The organism is Deinococcus sp. NW-56 (assembly GCF_002953415.1).
In the GTDB taxonomy this organism is placed as follows: Bacteria; Deinococcota; Deinococci; order Deinococcales; family Deinococcaceae; genus Deinococcus.
Genome location: NZ_CP026517.1, coordinates 142,785 through 161,712, shown reverse-complemented (window position 1 = coordinate 161,712; position 18,928 = coordinate 142,785). Strand labels below are relative to the sequence as shown.

General features: G+C 69.7%; 18 protein-coding genes. 6 read left to right on the top strand and 12 right to left on the bottom strand.

Going from position 1 to position 18,928, the window contains the following annotated elements:
- Positions 1-2: 2 nt before the first annotated feature.
- The gene (gene nirK / locus C3K08_RS14605; protein ID WP_234009258.1) at positions 3-1,523 is read right to left on the bottom strand and encodes a copper-containing nitrite reductase; all 1,521 of its coding nucleotides are present in this window, start codon (positions 1,521-1,523) and stop codon (positions 3-5) included.
- 464 nt (positions 1,524-1,987) lie between these two features.
- Between nirK and C3K08_RS14600 the strand changes: the two genes are divergently transcribed.
- Complete coding sequence (locus C3K08_RS14600; protein WP_104992203.1) at positions 1,988-3,127, top strand: META domain-containing protein; 1,140 nt, start codon at positions 1,988-1,990, stop codon at positions 3,125-3,127.
- A gap of 176 nt (positions 3,128-3,303) precedes the next feature.
- On the top strand, positions 3,304-4,674 hold the full coding sequence (locus C3K08_RS14595) for a flavin monoamine oxidase family protein (protein ID WP_104992202.1): 1,371 nt from the start codon (positions 3,304-3,306) through the stop codon (positions 4,672-4,674).
- Between the two features lie 97 nt (positions 4,675-4,771).
- Here C3K08_RS14595 and C3K08_RS14590 read toward each other — a convergent pair whose 3' ends face one another.
- Positions 4,772-5,608 (bottom strand): cysteine hydrolase family protein, encoded by an 837-nt coding sequence (locus tag C3K08_RS14590; protein ID WP_104992201.1) that lies wholly within the window; start codon positions 5,606-5,608, stop codon positions 4,772-4,774.
- A gap of 270 nt (positions 5,609-5,878) precedes the next feature.
- Here C3K08_RS14590 and C3K08_RS14585 point away from each other — a divergent pair, with 270 nt between their 5' ends.
- From C3K08_RS14585 to C3K08_RS14575, 4 genes are read left to right on the top strand one after another with little or no spacing between them, the layout of a single operon-like run.
- A complete protein-coding gene (locus tag C3K08_RS14585; protein ID WP_158679961.1) occupies positions 5,879-6,397 on the top strand; it encodes a hemerythrin domain-containing protein in 519 nt (172 codons plus the stop codon).
- Positions 6,398-6,449: 52 nt separating this feature from the next.
- Positions 6,450-7,793, top strand: a complete 1,344-nt coding sequence (locus tag C3K08_RS14580) for a nitrate/nitrite transporter (protein ID WP_104992199.1) — start codon at positions 6,450-6,452, stop codon at positions 7,791-7,793.
- A gap of 22 nt (positions 7,794-7,815) precedes the next feature.
- Complete coding sequence (locus C3K08_RS18010; RefSeq protein ID WP_158679959.1) at positions 7,816-7,989, top strand: hypothetical protein; 174 nt, start codon at positions 7,816-7,818, stop codon at positions 7,987-7,989.
- The gene (locus tag C3K08_RS14575; protein WP_104992198.1) at positions 7,986-8,585 is read left to right on the top strand and encodes an FmdE family protein; all 600 of its coding nucleotides are present in this window, start codon (positions 7,986-7,988) and stop codon (positions 8,583-8,585) included. The genes C3K08_RS18010 and C3K08_RS14575 overlap by 4 nt, the downstream gene beginning before the upstream one ends.
- Positions 8,586-8,598: 13 nt before the next feature.
- On the opposite strand, the gene C3K08_RS14570 is transcribed toward C3K08_RS14575, so the two are convergent.
- The 10 genes from C3K08_RS14570 to C3K08_RS14525 form a co-directional block, all read right to left on the bottom strand.
- Positions 8,599-9,144 (bottom strand): GNAT family N-acetyltransferase, encoded by a 546-nt coding sequence (locus C3K08_RS14570; RefSeq protein ID WP_104992197.1) that lies wholly within the window; start codon positions 9,142-9,144, stop codon positions 8,599-8,601.
- Complete coding sequence (locus C3K08_RS14565) at positions 9,141-10,805, bottom strand: GAF domain-containing protein (RefSeq protein WP_104992196.1); 1,665 nt, start codon at positions 10,803-10,805, stop codon at positions 9,141-9,143. The genes C3K08_RS14570 and C3K08_RS14565 overlap by 4 nt, the downstream gene beginning before the upstream one ends.
- A gap of 81 nt (positions 10,806-10,886) precedes the next feature.
- Positions 10,887-12,239 (bottom strand): MFS transporter, encoded by a 1,353-nt coding sequence (locus tag C3K08_RS14560; protein ID WP_104992195.1) that lies wholly within the window; start codon positions 12,237-12,239, stop codon positions 10,887-10,889.
- A 26-nt stretch (positions 12,240-12,265) separates the two neighbouring features.
- On the bottom strand, positions 12,266-12,607 hold the full coding sequence (locus tag C3K08_RS14555) for a DUF6755 family protein (RefSeq protein WP_158679958.1): 342 nt from the start codon (positions 12,605-12,607) through the stop codon (positions 12,266-12,268).
- Entirely contained in the window at positions 12,604-13,122 is a 519-nt protein-coding gene (locus tag C3K08_RS14550; RefSeq protein ID WP_104992193.1) for a ubiquinol-cytochrome c reductase iron-sulfur subunit, read from the bottom strand. The genes C3K08_RS14555 and C3K08_RS14550 overlap by 4 nt, the downstream gene beginning before the upstream one ends.
- A complete protein-coding gene (locus C3K08_RS14545; RefSeq protein WP_104992192.1) occupies positions 13,119-13,769 on the bottom strand; it encodes a 4Fe-4S dicluster domain-containing protein in 651 nt (216 codons plus the stop codon). The genes C3K08_RS14550 and C3K08_RS14545 overlap by 4 nt, the downstream gene beginning before the upstream one ends.
- Positions 13,766-16,087, bottom strand: a complete 2,322-nt coding sequence (locus tag C3K08_RS14540; RefSeq protein ID WP_104992191.1) for a molybdopterin oxidoreductase family protein — start codon at positions 16,085-16,087, stop codon at positions 13,766-13,768. Before C3K08_RS14540 ends, C3K08_RS14545 begins: the two co-directional genes overlap by 4 nt.
- A 114-nt stretch (positions 16,088-16,201) precedes the next feature.
- The gene (locus C3K08_RS14535) at positions 16,202-17,314 is read right to left on the bottom strand and encodes an MFS transporter (RefSeq protein WP_104992190.1); all 1,113 of its coding nucleotides are present in this window, start codon (positions 17,312-17,314) and stop codon (positions 16,202-16,204) included.
- Positions 17,307-17,504: a hypothetical protein gene (locus tag C3K08_RS14530; RefSeq protein WP_104992189.1), complete on the bottom strand. Its 198-nt coding sequence runs from the start codon at positions 17,502-17,504 to the stop codon at positions 17,307-17,309. Before C3K08_RS14530 ends, C3K08_RS14535 begins: the two co-directional genes overlap by 8 nt.
- A gap of 266 nt (positions 17,505-17,770) precedes the next feature.
- Positions 17,771-18,922 (bottom strand): diaminopropionate ammonia-lyase, encoded by a 1,152-nt coding sequence (locus C3K08_RS14525; protein WP_104992188.1) that lies wholly within the window; start codon positions 18,920-18,922, stop codon positions 17,771-17,773.
- Between the last annotated feature and the right edge of the window lie 6 nt (positions 18,923-18,928).

Here is an 18,928-nt window from a genome sequence, read left to right as displayed (position 1 = left end):
GGCTAGTGGCCGCTTTGCACCTCGCCCTTGTAGATGGCGTGGTTCTCGGGGCCTTCGACCTGCAGCAGGCCCTTGAGGCCCAGCTCCGCGCGGCTGAGGGCGTGGTCCACGAGGGGGAAGGTGCCGGGCACCTCCAGCTTGAGGTCCACGACCGTCGCGCCGCCCGCCGGGACCAGGGTGGTCTGCACGTCCTTCAGGGGCGCGTTGCTCAGGGCCGCTTCCGGGTAGACCTTGTCGAAGATCTCGCCGATCACGTGGAAGTTGCTGATGTAGTTGGGGCCGCCCACGCCGAAGAAGATGCGGACCGTCTCGCCCACCTTGGCCTTGAGCGGGAACTCCTTGGTCAGCGCATCGGTGCTGCCGTTGAAGACGAAGTATTCGGGGTCCTCGTCCAGCAGCTTGGCCACGTCGAAGCCCGCGTCGCCCTTCTGCCCGTGCGCCTTTTCGGTGTACAGCTCGCCCTGCATCACGTAGAACTCGCGGTCCACCTTGGGCAGTCCGGCTTCGGGTTCGACCAGAATCAGGCCGTACATGCCGCTGGTGATGTGGTGGGCGACCATCGGGGTGGCGCAGTGGTAGACGTACAGGCCGGGCTTCATGGCCTTGAAGGTGAAGCTGGTCTCACCGCCGGGCGCCGTCTGGGTCGAGGCCGCGCCGCCGCCGGGGCCGGTCACCGCGTGGAAGTCGATGGAGTGGGGCGCGACGCTGTCCTCCGCGTTCTTGAGGGTCACGTCCACCGTGTCGCCCACCCGCACCCGCACGAAGGGACCGGGCACCTGGCCGTCGAAGGTCCAGTAGGTGTAGCTCGTGCCGTCGGCGAGGTGGCCTTCTTTTTCGATCGTCGTGAACTCGTACTTCAGGTGCTTGGGGGCGCGGCGGGCCAGCGGCGGGGGCAGGTCGGTGGGGTCGCGGGCGATGGACGGCGCCTTGGCGGCGGGCTGGGCGGCCCCAGCCTGACCGACCACCAGTTGCCCGGTCATCCCAGCGGCCACGTGGCCGGGGAGGGTGCAGATGTAGCTGAAGGTCCCGGCCTTGTCCACCTTGAAGCTCAGCTCCACGCTGCTGCCCCTCGCCTCCACGTCGGCCGAGTCCTGCCCGAGATCGGGGAAGGCGATGTCGTGGCGGATGCCGTCGCCATTGATCAACTTGATCTTGACCGTGTCGCCCGGCTGCGCCCGCAGGGTGGGGTTGACGGTGCCGTCGGGAGTGCGGAAGCCCATCTTGCCGCCTTCCATGACCGTTTCCAGCGTGTAGCTCACGACCTTGCCCTGGGTGGTCGCAGCACTGCTCTGGGCGGTGGTGGCCAGAACCGCTGTGCTCGCCAAGACGGGGGTGGTCGGGGCTGCTCCGCCCTGGTCGCCCGTTGCCTGGGCGGTGGCCGCAGCCGGAACGGCGGCGGGTTGCGCTTCTCCGGGAATCAGGGCGGCACCCAGCAGGATCGCGGTGATCCCCAGCGTGCAGCTGATGACGACATTGCGGGTGGTGGAGACGGCTCGGTCGATGGACGTGCGGTTGCTTTGCATGGTGGCGTTCCTCTCGGTGGGAGTGAATCTTGGATTCCTCTGTCCAAGTTGTGAGGAGGAAGCGCCCATCTCGTCTGATTCTCTGCGTGCCGCTGGCTCCTCGGCCCCGGATCCCTTGAACTGAAATAAGACTAACTCATCCAAATAAAGCGTCCAGTGACATTTGTACTCCCCTAGGGGTGGACGTGTGGGCGGCGCGATTCGCCGCCGCCGGATGGAAGGTTAGGGCTACACAATTGGACAAAAAAGTCCAAGTATCGGCAGGGGAGGTGAAGCTGTCGTTCACCCAACACCGCGAGCCAGTCCCCCGCCAGCGGTTGCCGTCGCTCCAGAATCCGGGGCGTTGGAGGAAGCCTCCTGCCCTCACCAGAGCGGCCTCTCCTGCGTATCCGGCGCACGGGTCAGCCAATGTCGGGTCAGGTCCCCCTCAGCCTTCTGTCAGACCCCCGGCCTACAACGGAGGAATGCGGACCCTTGCTGCCCTGACCACCCTGACGACCCTCGCCCTCGCGGGAGCGGCGGGTGCCCAGTCCCTCGCCACCCAACCCCTCGCTGCCCAGCCCCCGGCCCTGACCGGCACCACCTGGACGCTGACCCAGTTCCAGCAAGGCGGGCAAACGGTCACCCCCGTGGGCGCCGAGCGGCCCACCCTGCGCCTTGACGGCCGCGCCGTCTCCGGGTTCACCGGCTGCAACACCTACCGGGGGGCCTACGCGAGCCGGGGAGACGTGCTGCGCTTCGGCCCGCTGGCGACCACCCGGAGGGCCTGCGCGGAACGCGCCCTGCGCCTGGAGACGCTGTACACCAACGCCCTGCGGCAGGTCACGGGCTACCAGCTCAGCGGCCAGACCCTGACCCTCTTCGCTGGCCCGCGTGACCGCCTGATCTTCCGGGAGAGCGGCGCGGCCACCACCCCGGAGGCCACCGTGACGCTGAACGGCAGCTGGCAGCTCGCGGGCGGCACCGCCCTGAGTCCCGTGGCGGGGAGCCTGCCCAGCCTGACCTTCGCGGGGGACCGGGTGAGCGGCTCTTCGGGCTGCAACCGCCTGACCGGGAGCGTGGGGGTGCAGGCGGGCCGGGTCACCTTCGGGCCGCTGGCGACCACCCGGATGGCCTGTGCTCCCGCCGTGACTGCCCAGGAGTCGACCTTCCTGCGCTTCCTGTCCGAGCCGTCCCTGCGGGCGAACGTGCAGGGCCAGACGCTGACGCTGACGGCGGCGAATGGCCGCACCCTGGTCTTCCGCCGCGCAGGGAGTGGTCCAGAGAGTGGAACCGTCAACCCAGCGGCGTTGCTGGGACGGACATACACCCTCTCGGCGGTGAGCGGCCGTCCGGCACCCACGTCCCAGCCCGTGACCCTGGCCTTCGAGCCGGACCGCCTGGGTGGCAGCGACGGCTGCAACACGTACAGCGCCCCCTACCGGCTGGCAGGCTCCACCCTGATCCTGACGGGCGAGCCGATCAGCACCCTGCGGGCCTGCCCGGACCAGCCCGCGCCGGTCAACCTGCCCGCCTTCCTGGCGTTACGGCCCACGCTGACCGTGACGGCCACGGGGCTGGCCCTGCAGTCGGGGGTGACCACCCTTACTTTCAGCCGCAACTGAGCGCCCCGGCGTGCCCATCCCGCTGGGGGAAGCACGCCTCGCTTTTTGCGCCTGACGCGCCGTTTCCTCCTCTCCCAGACCTGTTCTTTTTGCGACGAACACGGCCCGTGTCCCGGCTTCCCCGGGCCTTCCGGAAGGCCGTTGAGCGCTCGCCTCTCCACGCGGTACGCTCATGCATGACTCCCCAGGAGACGGACGTGCTGGTGGTCGGGGCGGGGCTGGCCGGGCTGACGGCGGCGCACCGCCTGACCGGGGCCGGGTGCCGGGTGCGGGTGCTCGAAGCGCGGGACCGGGTGGGGGGCCGCACCCACACGGTGCGTCTCCCGGTGGCCGGCGTGGGCGTGGACCTGGGCGGGCAGTGGGTCGGCCCCAATCAGCCGCACGTGATGGCCCTCATCCGGGAACTGCGGCTGGAGGTCTATCCCACCTATGACGACGGCGATCACCTCGCCCACCTGCGGGGCCGCACCCGGCGCTACCGGGGCCTGGTGCCGCCGCTGCCCCCACAGGTGCTGCTGGACTACGCCCGCGTGGTCGCCAGGTTTGAGGCGCTGGCCCGCCAGATCCCCCGGGACGCCCCCTGGAGCGCTCCCGACGCGGCGGCCCTCGATGCCCAGACCTTCGAGTCGTGGATCATCCGCCACGCCCGCACCCCCCAGACCCGTGCCCTGCTGCGGCTCTACGCGGGCGCCGTGTTCAGCGCGGACGCGGCCGAGTTCAGCCTGCTGCACGCCCTGACCTACACGGCCCACGGCGGCGGTATCGAGGGCCACACCCTGACGCGCGGCCACGCCCTGCAAGACCGGGTGCTGGGCGGAGCGCAGGGCCTCGCCCAGCGGCTCGCGGACGGGCTGCCCGACGTGCGGCTGGGTTCCCCGGTGATGCGGGTGCGGCAGGATGCGTGGGGCGTCACCCTGGAGACTCCGGGCGGCGAGCACCACGCCCCCCACGCCGTCCTCGCGGTGCCCCCGGCCCTGCTCGCGGGGGTGCCCTTCGACCCACCGCTGCCCGCCCGCCGCGCCCAGCTTCAGCAGCGGCTCCCGATGGGCGCGGTGGTCAAGTTCCTGGCCGTCTACGACCGTCCCTTCTGGCGGGAAGCCGGGCTGAGCGGCCAGAGCCTCAGCGACCGGGGACCGGTGACGGTCACCTTCGACACCAGCCCGCCGCAGGGCACGCCGGGCGTGCTGCTGGGCTTTATCGAGGGCGGCGAGGCGCGGGCGCTGATGGAGGCCGGGGAGGCGCGGCGCCGCGAGTTGGCGCTGGAGAGCCTCGCGCGGCTGTTCGGCCCGCAGGCGCGGACGCCGCTGGAGACGGCGGAATCCGGCTGGATGGCCGACCCCTACAGCGGGGGGTGCTACGGTGCCCTCTTCGGACCGGGGACCTGGACCGGCTACGGCCCGGCCCTGCGTGAGCCGGTGGGCCGCCTGCACTGGGCCGGGGCCGAGACCGCCCGAACGTGGATGAATTACATGGACGGCGCCGTGGAAAGCGGCGAGCGGGCGGCCGGGGAGGTGCTGCAGGCCCGTGCTCAGGGCGCAGGGCAGTAGAAGACCGCGTTCTTTTCCCGCCTCTGTCCCCGCCGCTGGGGGTGGGTGCCCGCATCCGGCGCGGCGGCCGAACAGTCGGCCAGCACCCGCAGCCGCGTTATGACCCGGCCCCTTCCTCCCCCTGGGCCACGAAGGGCGTTGCCGCCGCAAGCTGCTCGGTCGTCATGGAAAAGCCCCAGCAGTTGCGGGCGTTGAACACGACCGCGTCGTAGCAGAAGTCCGGGCTGGAGGTCGCGCAGGCGTCTTCCAGCAGCACGGCGTTGTAATCCCGGAAATACGCCTCCTCCATCGTGGAGGTCACGCACTGGTCAACGTTGACCCCCGCGAACAGGAGGGTCTCGATCCCCTGGGTTCGCAGCACCTGATCGAGGTGGGTGCCGAAAAAGCCGTTCATGCGCACCTTCTCGATGTGGATGTCCTGCTCCTGCATCAGCGGCAGCAGGTCGTCCACCATGCGGGCGCCCCACGACCCCTCGGTGAGCACCGGCCCGTGCGCCAGTTCCTGCCCGATGCCGCGCTGGTCCGGGGTGTGCTTGAAGGAGTAGAGGGTGGGCGCCCCGAGGTTCCGCAGGTCGGGGCGGTTGTGCCAGTATACCCAGATCACCCACATCTCGCGCTCGCGGGCGACCTCCAACGCGCGGGCCACGCCGGGAATCGCCCGGCGGCAGCGCCCGTAGTCCAGCCCCGAGGCGTCGGTCCACCCGCCCGGCGAGCAGAAGTCGTTCTGCATGTCGATGATCACCAGCGCCTGACGGCTGGGATCGTCCACGAAGGGCTTGAGGTTGGCCTCGAAGCGCAGGAGGTCGCCTCCCCGGTGGTGCGGCGCGAGGTGGACATAGTCCTCGTAGAGGTGCCAGCGGTCGGCGCTGGCGGCAAACTGCACGCCGCCGTCCTCGGTGCGGGCGTAGATCTCGCGGTGGTCTTTCTGACTCATGGGGTTCTCCTGTGGCGCGTCGCGCCGGGTGGGGGTGGTGGGGCTTCGCCCCGTAGCGTCGCCCCTGGGATGCCGTCCTGGGTCACCGGACGCTTCAGGCGCTTTCGCGTTCGGCTCATCGCCCGGCGGGGCGGCTGTCGTAAGGGAGCGGGTGACCATCAACGGCACCCCAGGCTTTCCAGGTAATTCTGGACCTTGACATCCAGTTTTAGCGGGCCTAGCGTCGAGGCAGCCACGCGCTCTGGACGCGGGGTCCAGAAAGGAGAGGTTGTGTCCACCCGGAGCTGTTCGTCCGTTCCTCCGCCCCAGGAATCTCCTTGCGAACTGGAGAGCGCCGGTGCCGGGCCACTCGTCGCCGCCCTCAACAGGCTGAAGGTTGGCCTGGAGGCACTGGGTGGGGCCAGCACCCCGCCGTGCCCCGAGCGGGTGCGGGTGCAGCGCGTCTGGAGCGACCTCGCAGATGGGGTGGAGACCCACCTTCTCAAGGAGGACGTGATGTTCCTCCCGGCCCTGCACCACCTCGCGGCGGGGCGCCCGGCACAGGTGCCGCTCGGCCTGCACCTTCAGGGACCGATCGACCTGCTGCGCGAGGAGCACACGGCCTTGCTGGGCAGCCTGGACGACGGTCTCGCGCTTCTGGAGAAGGGGGCACCGGGCTTGAGTCTGGCCGAGCGTCAAACCCTCCAGAGCCACGCCGCCGCGCTGGGCCACACGCTGCGGGACCACATTCAGCTTCAGGAAGAGGTCCTGTTTCCCCGCGTGCTGGCCGGAACCGGGTCGGCGCTCTGAAGTGGCTGGGGCTTGTTAACGCTTTGTAAGTCCCGCCCCGGACGATGGACCCATGACCACCCTCCCGCAGGCCGGGGCGACCGAGGTTCGGGACCGCCGCCGGGTGCTGACGCTCTCGACTGCCGCGTTCACGCTGATGTTCGCGGTGTGGCTGATGTTCGGCATCCTGGGGTTGCCCATTCGCCAGGAGTTCGGCCTGACCGACGTGCAGCTCTCGTGGCTGACGGCGGTGGCGGTGCTCAACGGCTCGTTCTGGCGTCTGCCCGCCGGAATCATCACCGACCGCCTGGGCGGCAAGCGGGTGCTGGGCACCATGCTGCTGCTCACGGCCATCCCCTGTTTCCTGATCGCGTCCGTGCAGAGCTACCCGGCGCTGCTCGCGCTCGCCTTTCTGGTGGGCTTCGCGGGCAACAGCTTCTCGGTGGGGATCGCCTGGAACAGCGTGTGGTTTCCGCGCGAGCAGCAGGGCGCGGCGCTGGGCGTCTTCGGGGCCGGGAACGTGGGGGCGTCGGTCACCAAGTTTATCGGCCCGGCCCTGATCGCCTCGCTGCCCGCCGCCGGGCTCCTGGGCGGCCTGATGCCGGGCGGCTGGCGCGGCGTGCCCTTCATCTACGGGTGCCTGCTGGTGCTGATGGGCCTGACCGTCCTCGCGCTCGCCCCGCGCGTGGACCGCTTTCCGGGGCAGGGGCGGCGCCTCGCGGACATGCTGCGCCCGCTGCGCGACGTGCGGGTGTGGCGCTTCGGGCTGTACTACGTGGTCTTTTTCGGGGCGTACGTGGCCCTCGCCGCGTGGATGCCCAAGTATTACGTGGACGTGTACGGCCTGAGCCTCCAGGCGGCGGCGCTGCTCACCGCGCTGTTTATCTTTCCGGCCAGCCTGCTGCGCCCCCTGGGCGGCTACCTCAGCGACCGCTACGGGGCGCGGGCGGCGACCTACGGCGCCTTCGGGTTGATGCTGCTTTCCCTCGGCGTGATGATGATGCCCAGCGGCCACATCGTGCTGTATGTGCCCGGCGACGGGGGAAGCGTGACCACCCGCGAGGTGATGCACTTCGCGCTGGGCGTGTGGCCCTTTACCGCGCTGCTCTTCCTCGTCGGGGTGGGGATGGGCGTGGGCAAGGCCGCCGTCTACAAGCACATTCCGGAGTATTTTCCGAAGGACGTGGGCGCGGTGGGCGGCCTGGTCGGGATGCTGGGCGGCCTGGGCGGCTTCTTCCTGACCCCGCTGTTCGCCTACGCGAAGAACGCGCTGGGCTTTCCCCAGAGCACCTTCTTCGTCGTGTTCGTGATTACCCTGATCTCGGTGGTCTGGATGCAGTTCACCATCATGCGGATGATGAACCGTGCCGCGCCCCACCTCCAGGCCAATATCGACGGCGACGCCGTCCACACCTGACCCCCCGCAAGGAGCCTCCGCCATGACCGACCCCCGTGACCCGAACCGCCCCCAGCCCGATTCCGTGATTCCCGAGAGCTGGCCCAGCGACACCTCCCCGGAAGCCGACGCGCCGCCCCCCACCCAGCCTGGCCCCGCCGGGGCCGAGACCGACAACAGCGGCGAGACCGACGAGGCCGGGGTGGGGGAGCGGTGACCGCCCCCGCGCCTCCCCGCCTGGAACGGCTGCCCGCGCTGCTGGAGCAGAGTGCGGCCCTGCACCGTCACCTCTGCCCCCGGCAGGTGCTGGGCGCCCGCATCGGTTTGAAAGCCGGGGAGTGGCTGGGGTTGGACTTTCCGCGCAGCGACAAGCGGGTGCTCGTCTTCGTGGAGACCGACGGCTGCTTCGCGGACGGCGTGTCGGTGGCGAGCGGCTGCTGGCTGGGCCGCCGCACGATGCGGCTGGTCGACCACGGCAAGGTGGCGGCGACCTTCGTGGACACCAAGACCGGCCGGGCCGTCCGCATCGCCCCCCGTCCCGACCTGCGTGCCCGCGTCCGCGAAGGTCGTCCGGACGGCCAGAAACGCTGGGACGCCTATATGGCCGCCTACCAGACCTGGCTCGACGAGGCGCTGCTGACCGTGCAGCCCGTGCGCCTGACCCTCGACCTCGCGGCGCTGATCAGCGTGGCGGGGGTGCGGACGGTGTGCGACCGCTGCGGCGAGGAGATCATCAACGGGCGGGAGGTCACGTCCCCAGGTGAAACGCTGTGCCGCGACTGCGCGGGCGAGCGCTACTGGGAACCGGGCTGAGGCGGGTCGCCCCTCACCACACGTCCCCGCCCCGGAAGTCGCAGGTCAGCGGCAGAGTCAGGTTGAGGTTCCCGGCGGGCGCGTACACCAGGACGCCGCCCGCTTCCTCCGGCGTGGGGACGATCCCCCCCGGTGTCATCACCCCCAGCGGCCCGCGCCACACGGCCCAGCCCCCCGCCCGGTACAGGGCGAGTCCCTCGTCGCTTGAGCTCAGCGCCCCGAGGTCGTACCCCCGCGCCACCTGAAGGTTGACCCGCCGCAGGATGGCCCGGCCGATGCCGCGCCGCTGCGCCGCCGGATGCACGCCCATCGCCTCCAGGTAGCCCACCCGCCGGGGCGTGTCCCCGAGCAGAAAGGCCCGCCCCACCAGGGCCGCGTGCCCGACCAGCCGCCCGTCCAGCCAGGCCAGGGTGTGCAGGCCCCCCAGCGCGTGGTCCCAGTCGTCGCTGCTGAAGTCGCCCTCATAGACGAGGTCCAGCAGCTCGCGCAGGGCCGCGCGGGTGCCCCCCGGCAGGTGCGCGGTGTGCCGCCCCCGCAGGGAGAGGCCGGGCGGCGTCATGGCGCGGGGCGCGGCGGCTGGCCCCCATAGGCCTGGGCGTAGCGCTCCCAGCGGGCGCGGGCGTCCTCCACCTGGCCCCGGCGCAGCAGCACGTCGATCAACGCCTCGTGCGCCTCGAAGTGCAGGGGGTCTAAGGTCAGCAGGTGCGAGTAGGAGGCCAGCGCGGCCTGCGTCTGCCCGGCGGCCTCCTGCTCCTCGGCGCAGCGCAGCAGCGAGCGCACGGCGAGTTCGCGCAGGTAGTCGCGTTCCAGCGCGAGGAGGTCGGCGTAGGGGTCGTCCTCGAGGTAGTGGCCCCGGTAAAGCCGCAGCGCCCGCTCGTAGCCCGCGACCGCCGCCGCGCCCTCCAACCGGTCGGCCTCGCGCACCAGGGTCTCGAACTCCTCGGCGTCGAGGCGGTAGGGGAGGGCCGGGGCAAAGCGGTAGCTGGGGCCGTCGCGCACGATAACCTGCCCACGCCTGCCCTGGGGCTCCACCACCTGCCGCAGCGCATTGAGGGTGACGTGCAGCCGCGCGAGCGCCTTCTCGCTCCCGCCGCCCTCGCCGGGCCACAGCGCCTCACACAGCTCGTCCGCGTGCAGCGGGCGGCCCCAGCGGGTGACCAGCAGTTTGAAGAGCTGGTAGGCCTGCCGCCGCCGGAAGTCCCTGGGCGAGAGCCACTCGCCCCCCCGGCGCGCCCGGAAGGCCCCGAAGGTCTCGACTTCCAGCCACGGCGTGTCCGGGGCCTCGGCGGGCGCGGGCGACAGGCCGAGTTCCCCGGCCGCGAAGCGGCTGAGCCACAGCAGCGGGGCAGCCGTCTCGCTGCCGACCATCCCACCTGTTCCGACCGCCCCGCGCACCGGGAACTGCACCGAGGCGACCGCCCGCACCTCCCCACCGTCCCAGAGGGGCAGGCAGACGGTGTGCGGGGTGCCGGGCGTCTCCGCGTCCGGCAGAGCCGGGCAGTGCAGGTCGCTTACGCCCGACACGCAGACCTGCCCGCGCCGGGCGGGGCACCCCTGCGCCTCGCAGGGGGCCATCTGCTGCGGGTGCGTCTCCACAGGCTCGCCGTCCAGGGGCCGCAGGGTGGCCCGCAGGCCGGAGGTGGCGTCCAGGGTGTCTTCCAGCAGGGCCAGCGCCCGCTCGCGCGGGGTGCGGGCCTGCCGCACCCGCGCCAGCGTGCGCTCGCCCAGCGAGGTCATCACCGCGTACAGGCTGGCCGCCAGCAGCGGTGCACAAAAGGCCATCTGTGCCCGCGCCTCCCCCAGCCGCGCAGGCTCGCGCGTGGCGAGGGTCAGCACCCCCACCACCGCGTGCGGCAGCAGCAGCGGCAGGCTCAGGAAGCCCCGGTAGCCCAGCGCCCGCACCCCGTCCCGCACGAACCGCTCGTCGCGGCCCAGGTCCGCCGTCTCCACCGCCCCCCGCCCCGCCGCCACCAGCCCCGGAAACCCCTCCCCGAAGGCGAAGACGCGCCGCTCGGAAAAGGTCCCCTGGTCCTGCCCGGAGTACCCGCTGAGCATCAGGCAGGTCTGCGCCGGGTCCGCGAGGTACAGCTCGGCGGCGTCCATGCCCGTGACCCGCCGCAGGTCCGAGAGCAGCACCCGCACCACGTGAAAGAGCTGCCGGGGATCACGGCTCAGCACGTCCGTCGCCCAGCTCACGGTCTTCAGCAGCGCTTCAGCCATGGCCGGAGTGTAGCTCTCCCCGCAGACACCAGAAGGAGGGTGGGGTAGCCGTGCGCCCCCACCCTCCCCGGTGCCCCCGCCTCAGCTCGGCTTCTCGGCCCCCTTGCGCCCGTAGAAGTACCAGTTGAGCAAGAGGTTGAAGAGGCAAAATGCGGCCAGCCCGTAGAAGAAGGGTTTGACGTTGCCAGTCGCCACCGTGACCGTGCTGATCAGCATGCTCACGATAAAGGGGCCGAAGGCGGCGATGGCGGCCGTCCACCCGATCACGCCCGCCGATTGCGGGGGGTTGAAGATGATCGGCATCTGCCGGAAGGTGCTCGCGTTGCCGATCCCGCTGAAGAAGAAGATGCCCAGCATGGTCGCCACGAAGTAGGGAAACTGATCCAGGCTGGTGGGCGTGACGTAGTTGGCGACCAGCAGCGCCGAGACCGCCATCCCAATGGCACTCACAGAAGTCAGGATGGCTCCGCCCGTCTTGTCCGCGATCAGCCCGAACAGCACCCGGATGGTCGAGCCGATCAGTGGCCCCAGGAAGGCGAACTTGAGGGGCAGCGGTGCCCCCTCGAAGCCGCCGTACAGGTTCTTGATCAGGAGGGGAAAGGCCGCCGAGAGCCCCGAAAAGGCCCCGAAGGTCATCATGTAGATCGAGGTCATGATCCAGGTGTGCTTGTCCCCGAAGATGGCGAACTGCTGCCCGAAGTTGGCCTTGATGGGCACGCTGCGAATCTGTGTCCAGGTCAGCCCCGCTGCGATCAGCAGCAGCGGCACGTAGAACCACGCCGCGTTTTGCAGGTAGAGGGTGCCCCCCGCCTGCGGCCCGGCGGTGACCGCCTGCCCGCCGCCCACGACCGCAAAGGCCCCGGCGGTGATCAGCAGCGGCGTCAGGAACTGCACCAGCGACACCCCGAAGTTGCCGATCCCCGCCTGAATGCCCAGCGCGGTGCCCTGCATCTTCTTGGGGAAAAACAGGCTGGTCGAGGGCATGAACGAGCTGAAGTTGCCGCCGCCCAGCCCCGCCAGGAAGGCGAGCACCATGAAGGTGGTAAAGGAGGTCTGCGGATTCTGCACCGCGATGCCCCAGCCCACCGCCGGAATCAGCAGGCTCAGCGTGCCCAGCGTTAGCGTGTGCCGCGAGCCGTACATGGGCACCAGGAACATGTGGATCAGCCGGGTCGTGCCCGCCGCCAGCCCCGGCATGGCGGTCAGCCAGAACAGTTGATTCGCGCTGAAGTTAAAGCCGATGTCGTTGAGCCGCACCACGATGGCCGACACCATGAACCACACCGCGAAGGCCAGCGTCAGCGAGAAGGTGGTCACCCACAGGGTGCGCCACGCCCGCGCCTTGCCCTCATCTTCCCAGAAGGTGGGGTCGTTGGGTTCCCAGCGGGGCAGCCAGGTCGAGGAACGGGGGGCACTGGGCTTGGAGGTGGTCATTCGGACTCCTTACGGAAGGGGGAAGGTCAGTCGTCGGTGCGCGGCTCTTGCGGAATCAGCCGCACCAGCCACACGGTCAGCGCGGCCAGCAGCACGCTGGAAATCGCGCTGGGCCACAGCAGTTCCCGCTCGCCGCCCAGCGCCGCGTCCAGCGCCGTCATCAGCACGAAGAGCTGAATCGTCCAGAACACCAGGCAGAAGGCGAACAGCACCCCCACGATCAGGCTGCGCTGGGCATAGCGGGGCTTCGGGCGGCTGACCGGGGGCGGCCCGGTGCGCGGCTGACTGGGCAACTCACTGATCCGGGTGTCCCGGTGCTGCAACTCGGGGCGGGGCGACCTGGGTTCCTGAAGGTCAGAGCGGGTCAATGCCCACCACCTCCCACGGCCCACAGCTCGCCGTCCCGCACTTCCAGCTCCACCACGTTCAGCCCGCGCTGTGGCGGTCCCGCGATCACGTCGCCCGTCTTCGCGTTGAAGAAGCCCTCGTGACAGGGGCACTCCAGCACCTTCTCCTCGGGCTCGTAGTACACCGCGCAGCCCAGGTGCGGGCACTTTTGACCGTAGGCGCTGAAGGTGCCGTCCTCATGCCGCACGAGGAGCGAATACTGCCCCTTTTCCGGGAACTCGAAGGCCTTGGAGGTGCCGGGCTGGAACTCCTCCACCCGCCCCAGACGCAGCGGTTGGGCCTCGCGCACGGGCTTCACCGCGCTGCCGACCCCCGCGATCAGGGTGGTGCCCACCGCCATCCCCACGCTGCTCAGGCCCAGGAATCGGGTGAACTCGCGCCGCGAGACGTAGTCGGTCTCGTCCCAGTCCACGCTGAAGTCGTCTTTCCAGTGGGGAGGGTGCTTGAGAATCTTTTTCTTGCCGGACTTGGTCACAGCAGACCTCCCTGGGCCTGCGGCAGCGGCTCCAGATGGGCGAAGGGGTCGAGGTGGTCGAAGGCGTCCGGCTCGAAGCGGGCGTCCATATGCGAGATCACGTCCATGTCGAGGCCGATCTCGCCTTCCGGCAGCACGATGAACACCTTGGTCGTGATCGTCTGCGCCCCGAACTGGAAGGTGTTTTTCGGGGTGCCCTTGCGCCGGGCCTGGAATTCCTCCAGCGTGCCGTAGAACAGCGCCTCACTGGGACACACGCTCGCGCACATCGGCTTTTGCCCGATGGAGGTGCGGTCGTAGCACATGTCGCACTTGAGCATCTGGTCGATTTCCGGGTAGTAGCGCGGCACGCCGAAGGGGCAGGCGTTCACGCAGTTCGAGCACCCGATGCAGCGCGGCGCCTGGCTGGACTGCACGATGCCGTCCTCGGTGCGCTTGATCGCGTCGGCGGGGCACACCGCCGCGCAGGTCGGCAGGTCGCAGTGCATGCACACCATCGGGGCCGTCTGGGTCGAGGTTCCCCGCTCGATGTGTTCGAGGTGGATCATCGACTTGCCCCGGTGCGTGGCGCACTCCGAGCACGCCTGCATGCACGCCTTGCAGCCGATGCAGCGGATGGGGTCGATGAAAAAGCGAAGGTCGCTCATCGGCGCAGCTCCTGACGGCGGGCGTTCAGCCCGTACCCGGCGGGCAGGTTCTTCTCGGTGCGGGCGCTGGCGGCCTTCACCCGCTCGCCCTCGGCCTGCTCCTCGGGCGTGGCGAGGCGCACCCGGCAGGCCGACACCTTGAACTCGGGAATCTTGGACACGGGATCGAGCGCCCGCTGGGTCAGCAGGTTGGCGCTTTCCTTGCCGCCCCAGTGGTAGGCCATGAAGACCGTGTCGGGCCGGATGGTGTTCACCACGTTTGCCTGGATGATGACCTCGCCCCGGCGGGTCTGCACGGTCACCCAGTCGTCGGTCGCAATGCCGAGTTGCTTCGCCATGCGCGGGTGAATCTCCAGCCTCGGATGCGGGAACTGGTCCACCAGCGGCCCGATGCGCCGGGTCTGGGTGCCGCTGAGGTACTGGCTGACCACGCGGCCCGTCGTGAACCAGATCGGGTACTCCTCATCCACGACTTCGCCGCTCTCGCGCCACTTCACCGCGTTGAAACGGGCCTTGCCGTCGGCGTGGTAGAACTTGCCGCCCTCGTAGAGCCTCGGCGTGCCGGGGTGCAGGCTGTCGAGTTCCGCGATGTTCATGGTGGTCTTGCCGCGCTCGGTGACCTGCGGAGCGGGCCAGAAGACGCCCATGGTGTTCACCACCTTGTCCCAGGTGATGCCCGAGTAGTCGGCGGTGCCCCCGCGCGAGGCGAGGCGCAGTTCCTCGAAGATCTCGCGGGTGGAGGTGTACTGGAAGTACTTGCCGCGCCCCAGCCGGTTCGCTATGTCCAGCATGATTTCCCAGTCGCGCCGGGCCTCGCCGGGCGGGGTGACGGGCGCGTTGATCTTGATCACCCGGCCCTCGCCGCTGGTGGACGTGCCCTCGTCCTCCTCGTGCAGCGAGCCGGGCAGCACGATGTCGGCGTGCTGGGCGGTTTCCGAGAGGAAAAAGTCGATCACCGTGTAGTGCTCCAGCTTGTCCAGCGCCTCGCGGTTGAAGTTCGCGTCGGGGAGCGAGACGAGCGGGTTGAAGCACAGGCTGAGCAGCCCCTTGATCTCGCCCGCGTGGATCGCGTTCAGAATCTCCTGCGCGGTCAGGCCCTTGCCGGGAATCTCCTCCTCCGGGCAGCCCCACACCTCGGCGATGTACTTGCGGTGCTCGGGATTGGTGATGTCACGGTTGCCGGGGAGCTGGTCACACTTGTGCCCGTGCTCGCGTCCGCCCTGGCCGTTGCCCTGCCCGGTGATCGTGGAGTGGCCGCAGCCGGGCTTGCCGATCTTGCCGGTCGCCAGCGCGAGGTTCGCGCAGCTCACCACGTTGTCCACGCCCTTGGTCTGGTGCTCCAGCCCCCGCGCGTGCAGGATCATGCCCGTCTCGGCCTCGCCGTACCAGCGGGCGGCCAGCTCGATCTTCTCGGCGGGAATCCCGGTGATCTCGGCGGCCCATTCCGGGGTCGCGTTGCTCACGGCGTCGGCCGTCTCCTCGAACCCCACCGTGTGGTTGCGAATGAACTCCTCGTCGATCAGACGGTCGCGGATCAGCACGTGCAGCATCGCCATCAGGAGCGCGGAGTCGCTGCCGACCCGCAGCGGCAGGAACAGGTCGGCGGTGCGGGCCATCGGCACCATGCGGGGGTCGGCGTAGATGATCTTCGCGCCGTTGTCCCGCGCCCGCCAGATGTAGTCGGTCGTGATCGGGAAGCACTCGGCGATGTTCGTCCCGATGATGAAGATGACCTTCGCCTGGGTGATGTCCTCCCAGTGGTTGGAGGAACGGTCAATCCCGTAGGCCTTCTTGTTCCCGGCCCCCGCCGACACCATGCACAGCCGCCCGTTGTAGTCGAGGTTGGCCGTCTGGAGGGCGAGGCGGGCGAACTTGCCCACGAGGTAGCTCTTCTCGTTCGTCAGCGAGACGCCCGAGAGCATGGCAAACGAGTCCTTGCCGTACTTCGCCTGAATCTCCTGAATCTTGGCGACCGTCTCCGAGAGCGCCTCGTCCCAGGTGATGCGCTCGTAACCCGTCGGCGTGCGGCGCATGGGGTGCAGCAGGCGGTCGGGGTGCGAGCCTTGCAGGTAGCGCTTGATGCCCTTGGGGCACAGCTTGCCCCGGTTGAAGGGGAACTCGTAGCGGGGTTCGAAGCCCACGACGGCGTTGTCCTTGACCTTGAGCTTGATCCCGCACTGCTGCCCGCAAAAGCAGCAGTGGGTGTCCACCAGGTCGTCGTAGTCGTCCACCGTGCGGAAGCCGCCGGGGGGCGTGTAGTGCAGGGTGGGGCCGTACAGGTCGAGATAGTCCTCGCGGGACAGGGGGGGTTTAGCCATGTTGGCCTCCTTCGGAGGGGTCTAAGGGTCGAAGAGTCGGAGGGTCTAAGAGGGTCGGGGACATGGGTTCCTGGCGCTTAGACCCTTGACCTTTGGACGGCGCCGCAGGCGCCCTCACATGAACTCCTTGCCGGTCACGGCGAACTGGTTGAGGGTCATCAGCTTGCGGCGGCAGCTCGGGCAGAGGTTCTGCCAGTTGTCCACCTGTCCGTGGCGGTAGTCAAAGCCCAGCTCCGGCAGCATCGCCTTGAGGTCCCCGCGCTGAAGTTCCGAGGTGTATTCCGTGCCGCAGCGGGCGCAGGCGGCCTGCGGCCCGTTGGCCCCGGCGGCCTTGTAGAACCACACGCCGAGGTTGGCGATGCGCTGGAAGATGTGGAAGAACTTGCCGAACGGCAGGTACAGCAGCCACAGGTACACCGTCACGGCGTGGATGGTCGTGAGGAAGTAGTAGAACTTGCCCTCGATAAACATGTTGCTGACCGTCAGGAACATGCCCGTGACCGACACCGCGAACAGCAGGATCAAGGGCATGATGTCGTTGTCGAAGCGCTGGGTGGAGACTTCCGCCTGATCCTTGATGCGGCGGCCCAGGATCAGCGCGATGCCCGCGAGGCACAGCACGGCGGCGATGTTCAGCCCGTGCATGATCAGCCAGCCCAGCAGGCTGCGGGCCGGGAAGGTGAAGAACTCCAGCCTTTGCCCGAACAGCACGATCAGGTAGTCGCTGGGGTTGGTAAAGTCGCTCTCGAAGCGCAGCCAGCCGAAGGTGAGCGGGAACGTGATCGCGATGGCGATCAAGCAGCCCCAGAAGATGAGCTGGTGCGCCAGCCAGCGGTCCCGTGACCGCTTGCGGATAAAGCGCTGCTCGATCATCTTTTCCCAGCCCATCTTGAAAAAGAAGCCGGTGTTGCGCAGGCGCTGCCCCGGCTGCCAGAACAGCTCCCAGCCCCGCCGCCAGTAGGTCCGGGTGGGCGGGCGCTGGAGCCACACCACGTAGCGGTACACGATGCCGAAGATGGCGAAGACGGTGGCGAAGGCGTACCCGGCCAGTGCCCCGTCGAAGCCGTGAAAGCGCTGCGAACCCAGGTAAATGGAGAGCGTGACAAGCGCCGCGACGACCAGCCCCCAGACCACGCCCCGGCGGTCGAGGGTCACGTCCATGCCCGGCACCGGGACGGGCGGCGGGTCGCGGCGGGGGGGCAGGGCGGTGCCGGTGGGCTTAAGCACGGCGCTCCTCCGGTCCCGCGAGCGTGTCGAGCAGGCCAGGCAGCTCGCGTACATCCGCCACCGCCCGCTCGGCGCCGTCGCGCAGCGATTTCAACCGGCCGCGCCACGCCCCCGAGGCGTCCCGCCAGACCGACATCACGAATTCGGGCCGCCCAGGGGAGGCCTGCCGTGGAGGGGGATGTTCTGCCATGCGGGCAGTGTGGGGAGACGGACTTACAAGCGGCTAACAGGGGAGAGCGGCGAACGGGGGACAGGTGTGGAGTACCGCCCGGCGGCCGTTCCGAGAGGAACTAAAGCCGTTGTCAGAACATTTGTCACCCTGACTTACGAAGCTGCGCAGCAGAGCGTCCAGCGAAGGGTGTCACGGACGGGACCGAGGGATGCTCCGCCCGCGCTCAGCATGACCCTCCTTGGGTCAGACGCTCTGAGGCCGTCCCCAGGCGGGGCCAAGCACGCTCAGCTCTCCCCGCGCAGGATGCGGGCGTAGGCGTCCGGGTCGGTCGCGCCCTCGGTCGAGAGCACCAGCACCGTACTGCCGGGTGTGACCGCCAGCGCCTCCCGTGCCTGGGCGCTCAATTCCCCCGCCAGCAGCTCCAGTAGCCCGGCCGCCCCCGCCGCCCCGCTCTCCCCGGAGGTCACTCCATCCCGTGCGAGCAGCCGCATCGCCTCCTCGGCCCGCGCATCGGGGATGACGACCGAGGCGCTCAGCCCATCGCGCAGGAAGGGCCACGCCAGCGGCGAAACCTGGCCGCAGTTCAGGCCCGCCATGATCGACGGGTGCGGTCCCGGCGCCCCCGTGGGCTGCCCCGCCGCCAGCGAGCGCCGCACGCAATCCGCGCGGGTAGGCTCCACCCCGACCACCCGCGCCTCTCGCCCCGGCGCCCGGTAGTGCCGCACCACGGCGGTGGCGAGTGCCCCCACCCCCATCTGCACGGCCACGAGGTCCGGTGGTCTGCCGCCCGACGCCCTTAGCTGCGCGTCAATCTCGCGGAAGATCGTCCCGTACCCCTCGATCACCCACCCCGGCACGCGGGTGTATCCGGCCCAGGCCGTGTCGCTGATGACGAGGTGCCGCGCGTCCGCGAGCCTTGCTGCCGCCGCGACCGCCTCGTCGTAGGTGCCGGGCACGACCTCCACCCGCGCCCCCTCGGCCTCGATGGCGTGGATGCGGGCGGGCACCATGTCCTGCGGCACGAGGATGTGCGCTCCCAGCCCCAGCCAGCGGGCCACCCGCGCGACGGCCCGGCCGTGGTTGCCGTCCGTGGCGGTGACGAGGGTCAGGGGCAGATGCCGCCGAAGCTGCGCGGCGAGGTCACCGGGCGTCGCCCACGGCCCGAAAGGCCCGAAGAGCGCCTCCAGCTCGCGGTACGTCGCCCACGACGCCCCCAGGATCTTGTACGCGGGCAGCCCCAGGCGGCCCGACTCGTCCTTTACCCAGACCTCGCGGACGCCGAGCGCGGCGGCGAGATGCGGCGCCCGGACCAGCGGCGTTGGCATGTAACCGGGCAGGCGGCGGTGGAAGGCCAGCAGCTGAGGGTCCGACGTTTCCGGAAAGGTCGTGACGGCGGAATTGAAGTAGGCACGCGGTGGATCGGTGGCTGGGGTCATGGGGCG

Bases quoted from the DNA above. Each gene is read 5' to 3' on its own strand.
- nirK (WP_234009258.1), bottom strand. From the start codon at position 1,523: ATGCAAAGCAACCGCACGTCCATCGACCGAGCCGTCTCCACCACCCGC.
- C3K08_RS14600 (WP_104992203.1), top strand. From the start codon at position 1,988: ATGCGGACCCTTGCTGCCCTGACCACCCTGACGACCCTCGCCCTCGCG.
- C3K08_RS14595 (WP_104992202.1), top strand. From the start codon at position 3,304: ATGACTCCCCAGGAGACGGACGTGCTGGTGGTCGGGGCGGGGCTGGCC.
- C3K08_RS14590 (WP_104992201.1), bottom strand. From the start codon at position 5,608: ATGAGTCAGAAAGACCACCGCGAGATCTACGCCCGCACCGAGGACGGC.
- C3K08_RS14580 (WP_104992199.1), top strand. From the start codon at position 6,450: ATGACCACCCTCCCGCAGGCCGGGGCGACCGAGGTTCGGGACCGCCGC.
- C3K08_RS18010 (WP_158679959.1), top strand. From the start codon at position 7,816: ATGACCGACCCCCGTGACCCGAACCGCCCCCAGCCCGATTCCGTGATT.
- C3K08_RS14570 (WP_104992197.1), bottom strand. From the start codon at position 9,144: ATGACGCCGCCCGGCCTCTCCCTGCGGGGGCGGCACACCGCGCACCTG.
- C3K08_RS14565 (WP_104992196.1), bottom strand. From the start codon at position 10,805: ATGGCTGAAGCGCTGCTGAAGACCGTGAGCTGGGCGACGGACGTGCTG.
- C3K08_RS14560 (WP_104992195.1), bottom strand. From the start codon at position 12,239: ATGACCACCTCCAAGCCCAGTGCCCCCCGTTCCTCGACCTGGCTGCCC.
- C3K08_RS14545 (WP_104992192.1), bottom strand. From the start codon at position 13,769: ATGAGCGACCTTCGCTTTTTCATCGACCCCATCCGCTGCATCGGCTGC.
- C3K08_RS14540 (WP_104992191.1), bottom strand. From the start codon at position 16,087: ATGGCTAAACCCCCCCTGTCCCGCGAGGACTATCTCGACCTGTACGGC.
- C3K08_RS14530 (WP_104992189.1), bottom strand. From the start codon at position 17,504: ATGGCAGAACATCCCCCTCCACGGCAGGCCTCCCCTGGGCGGCCCGAA.
- C3K08_RS14525 (WP_104992188.1), bottom strand. From the start codon at position 18,922: ATGACCCCAGCCACCGATCCACCGCGTGCCTACTTCAATTCCGCCGTC.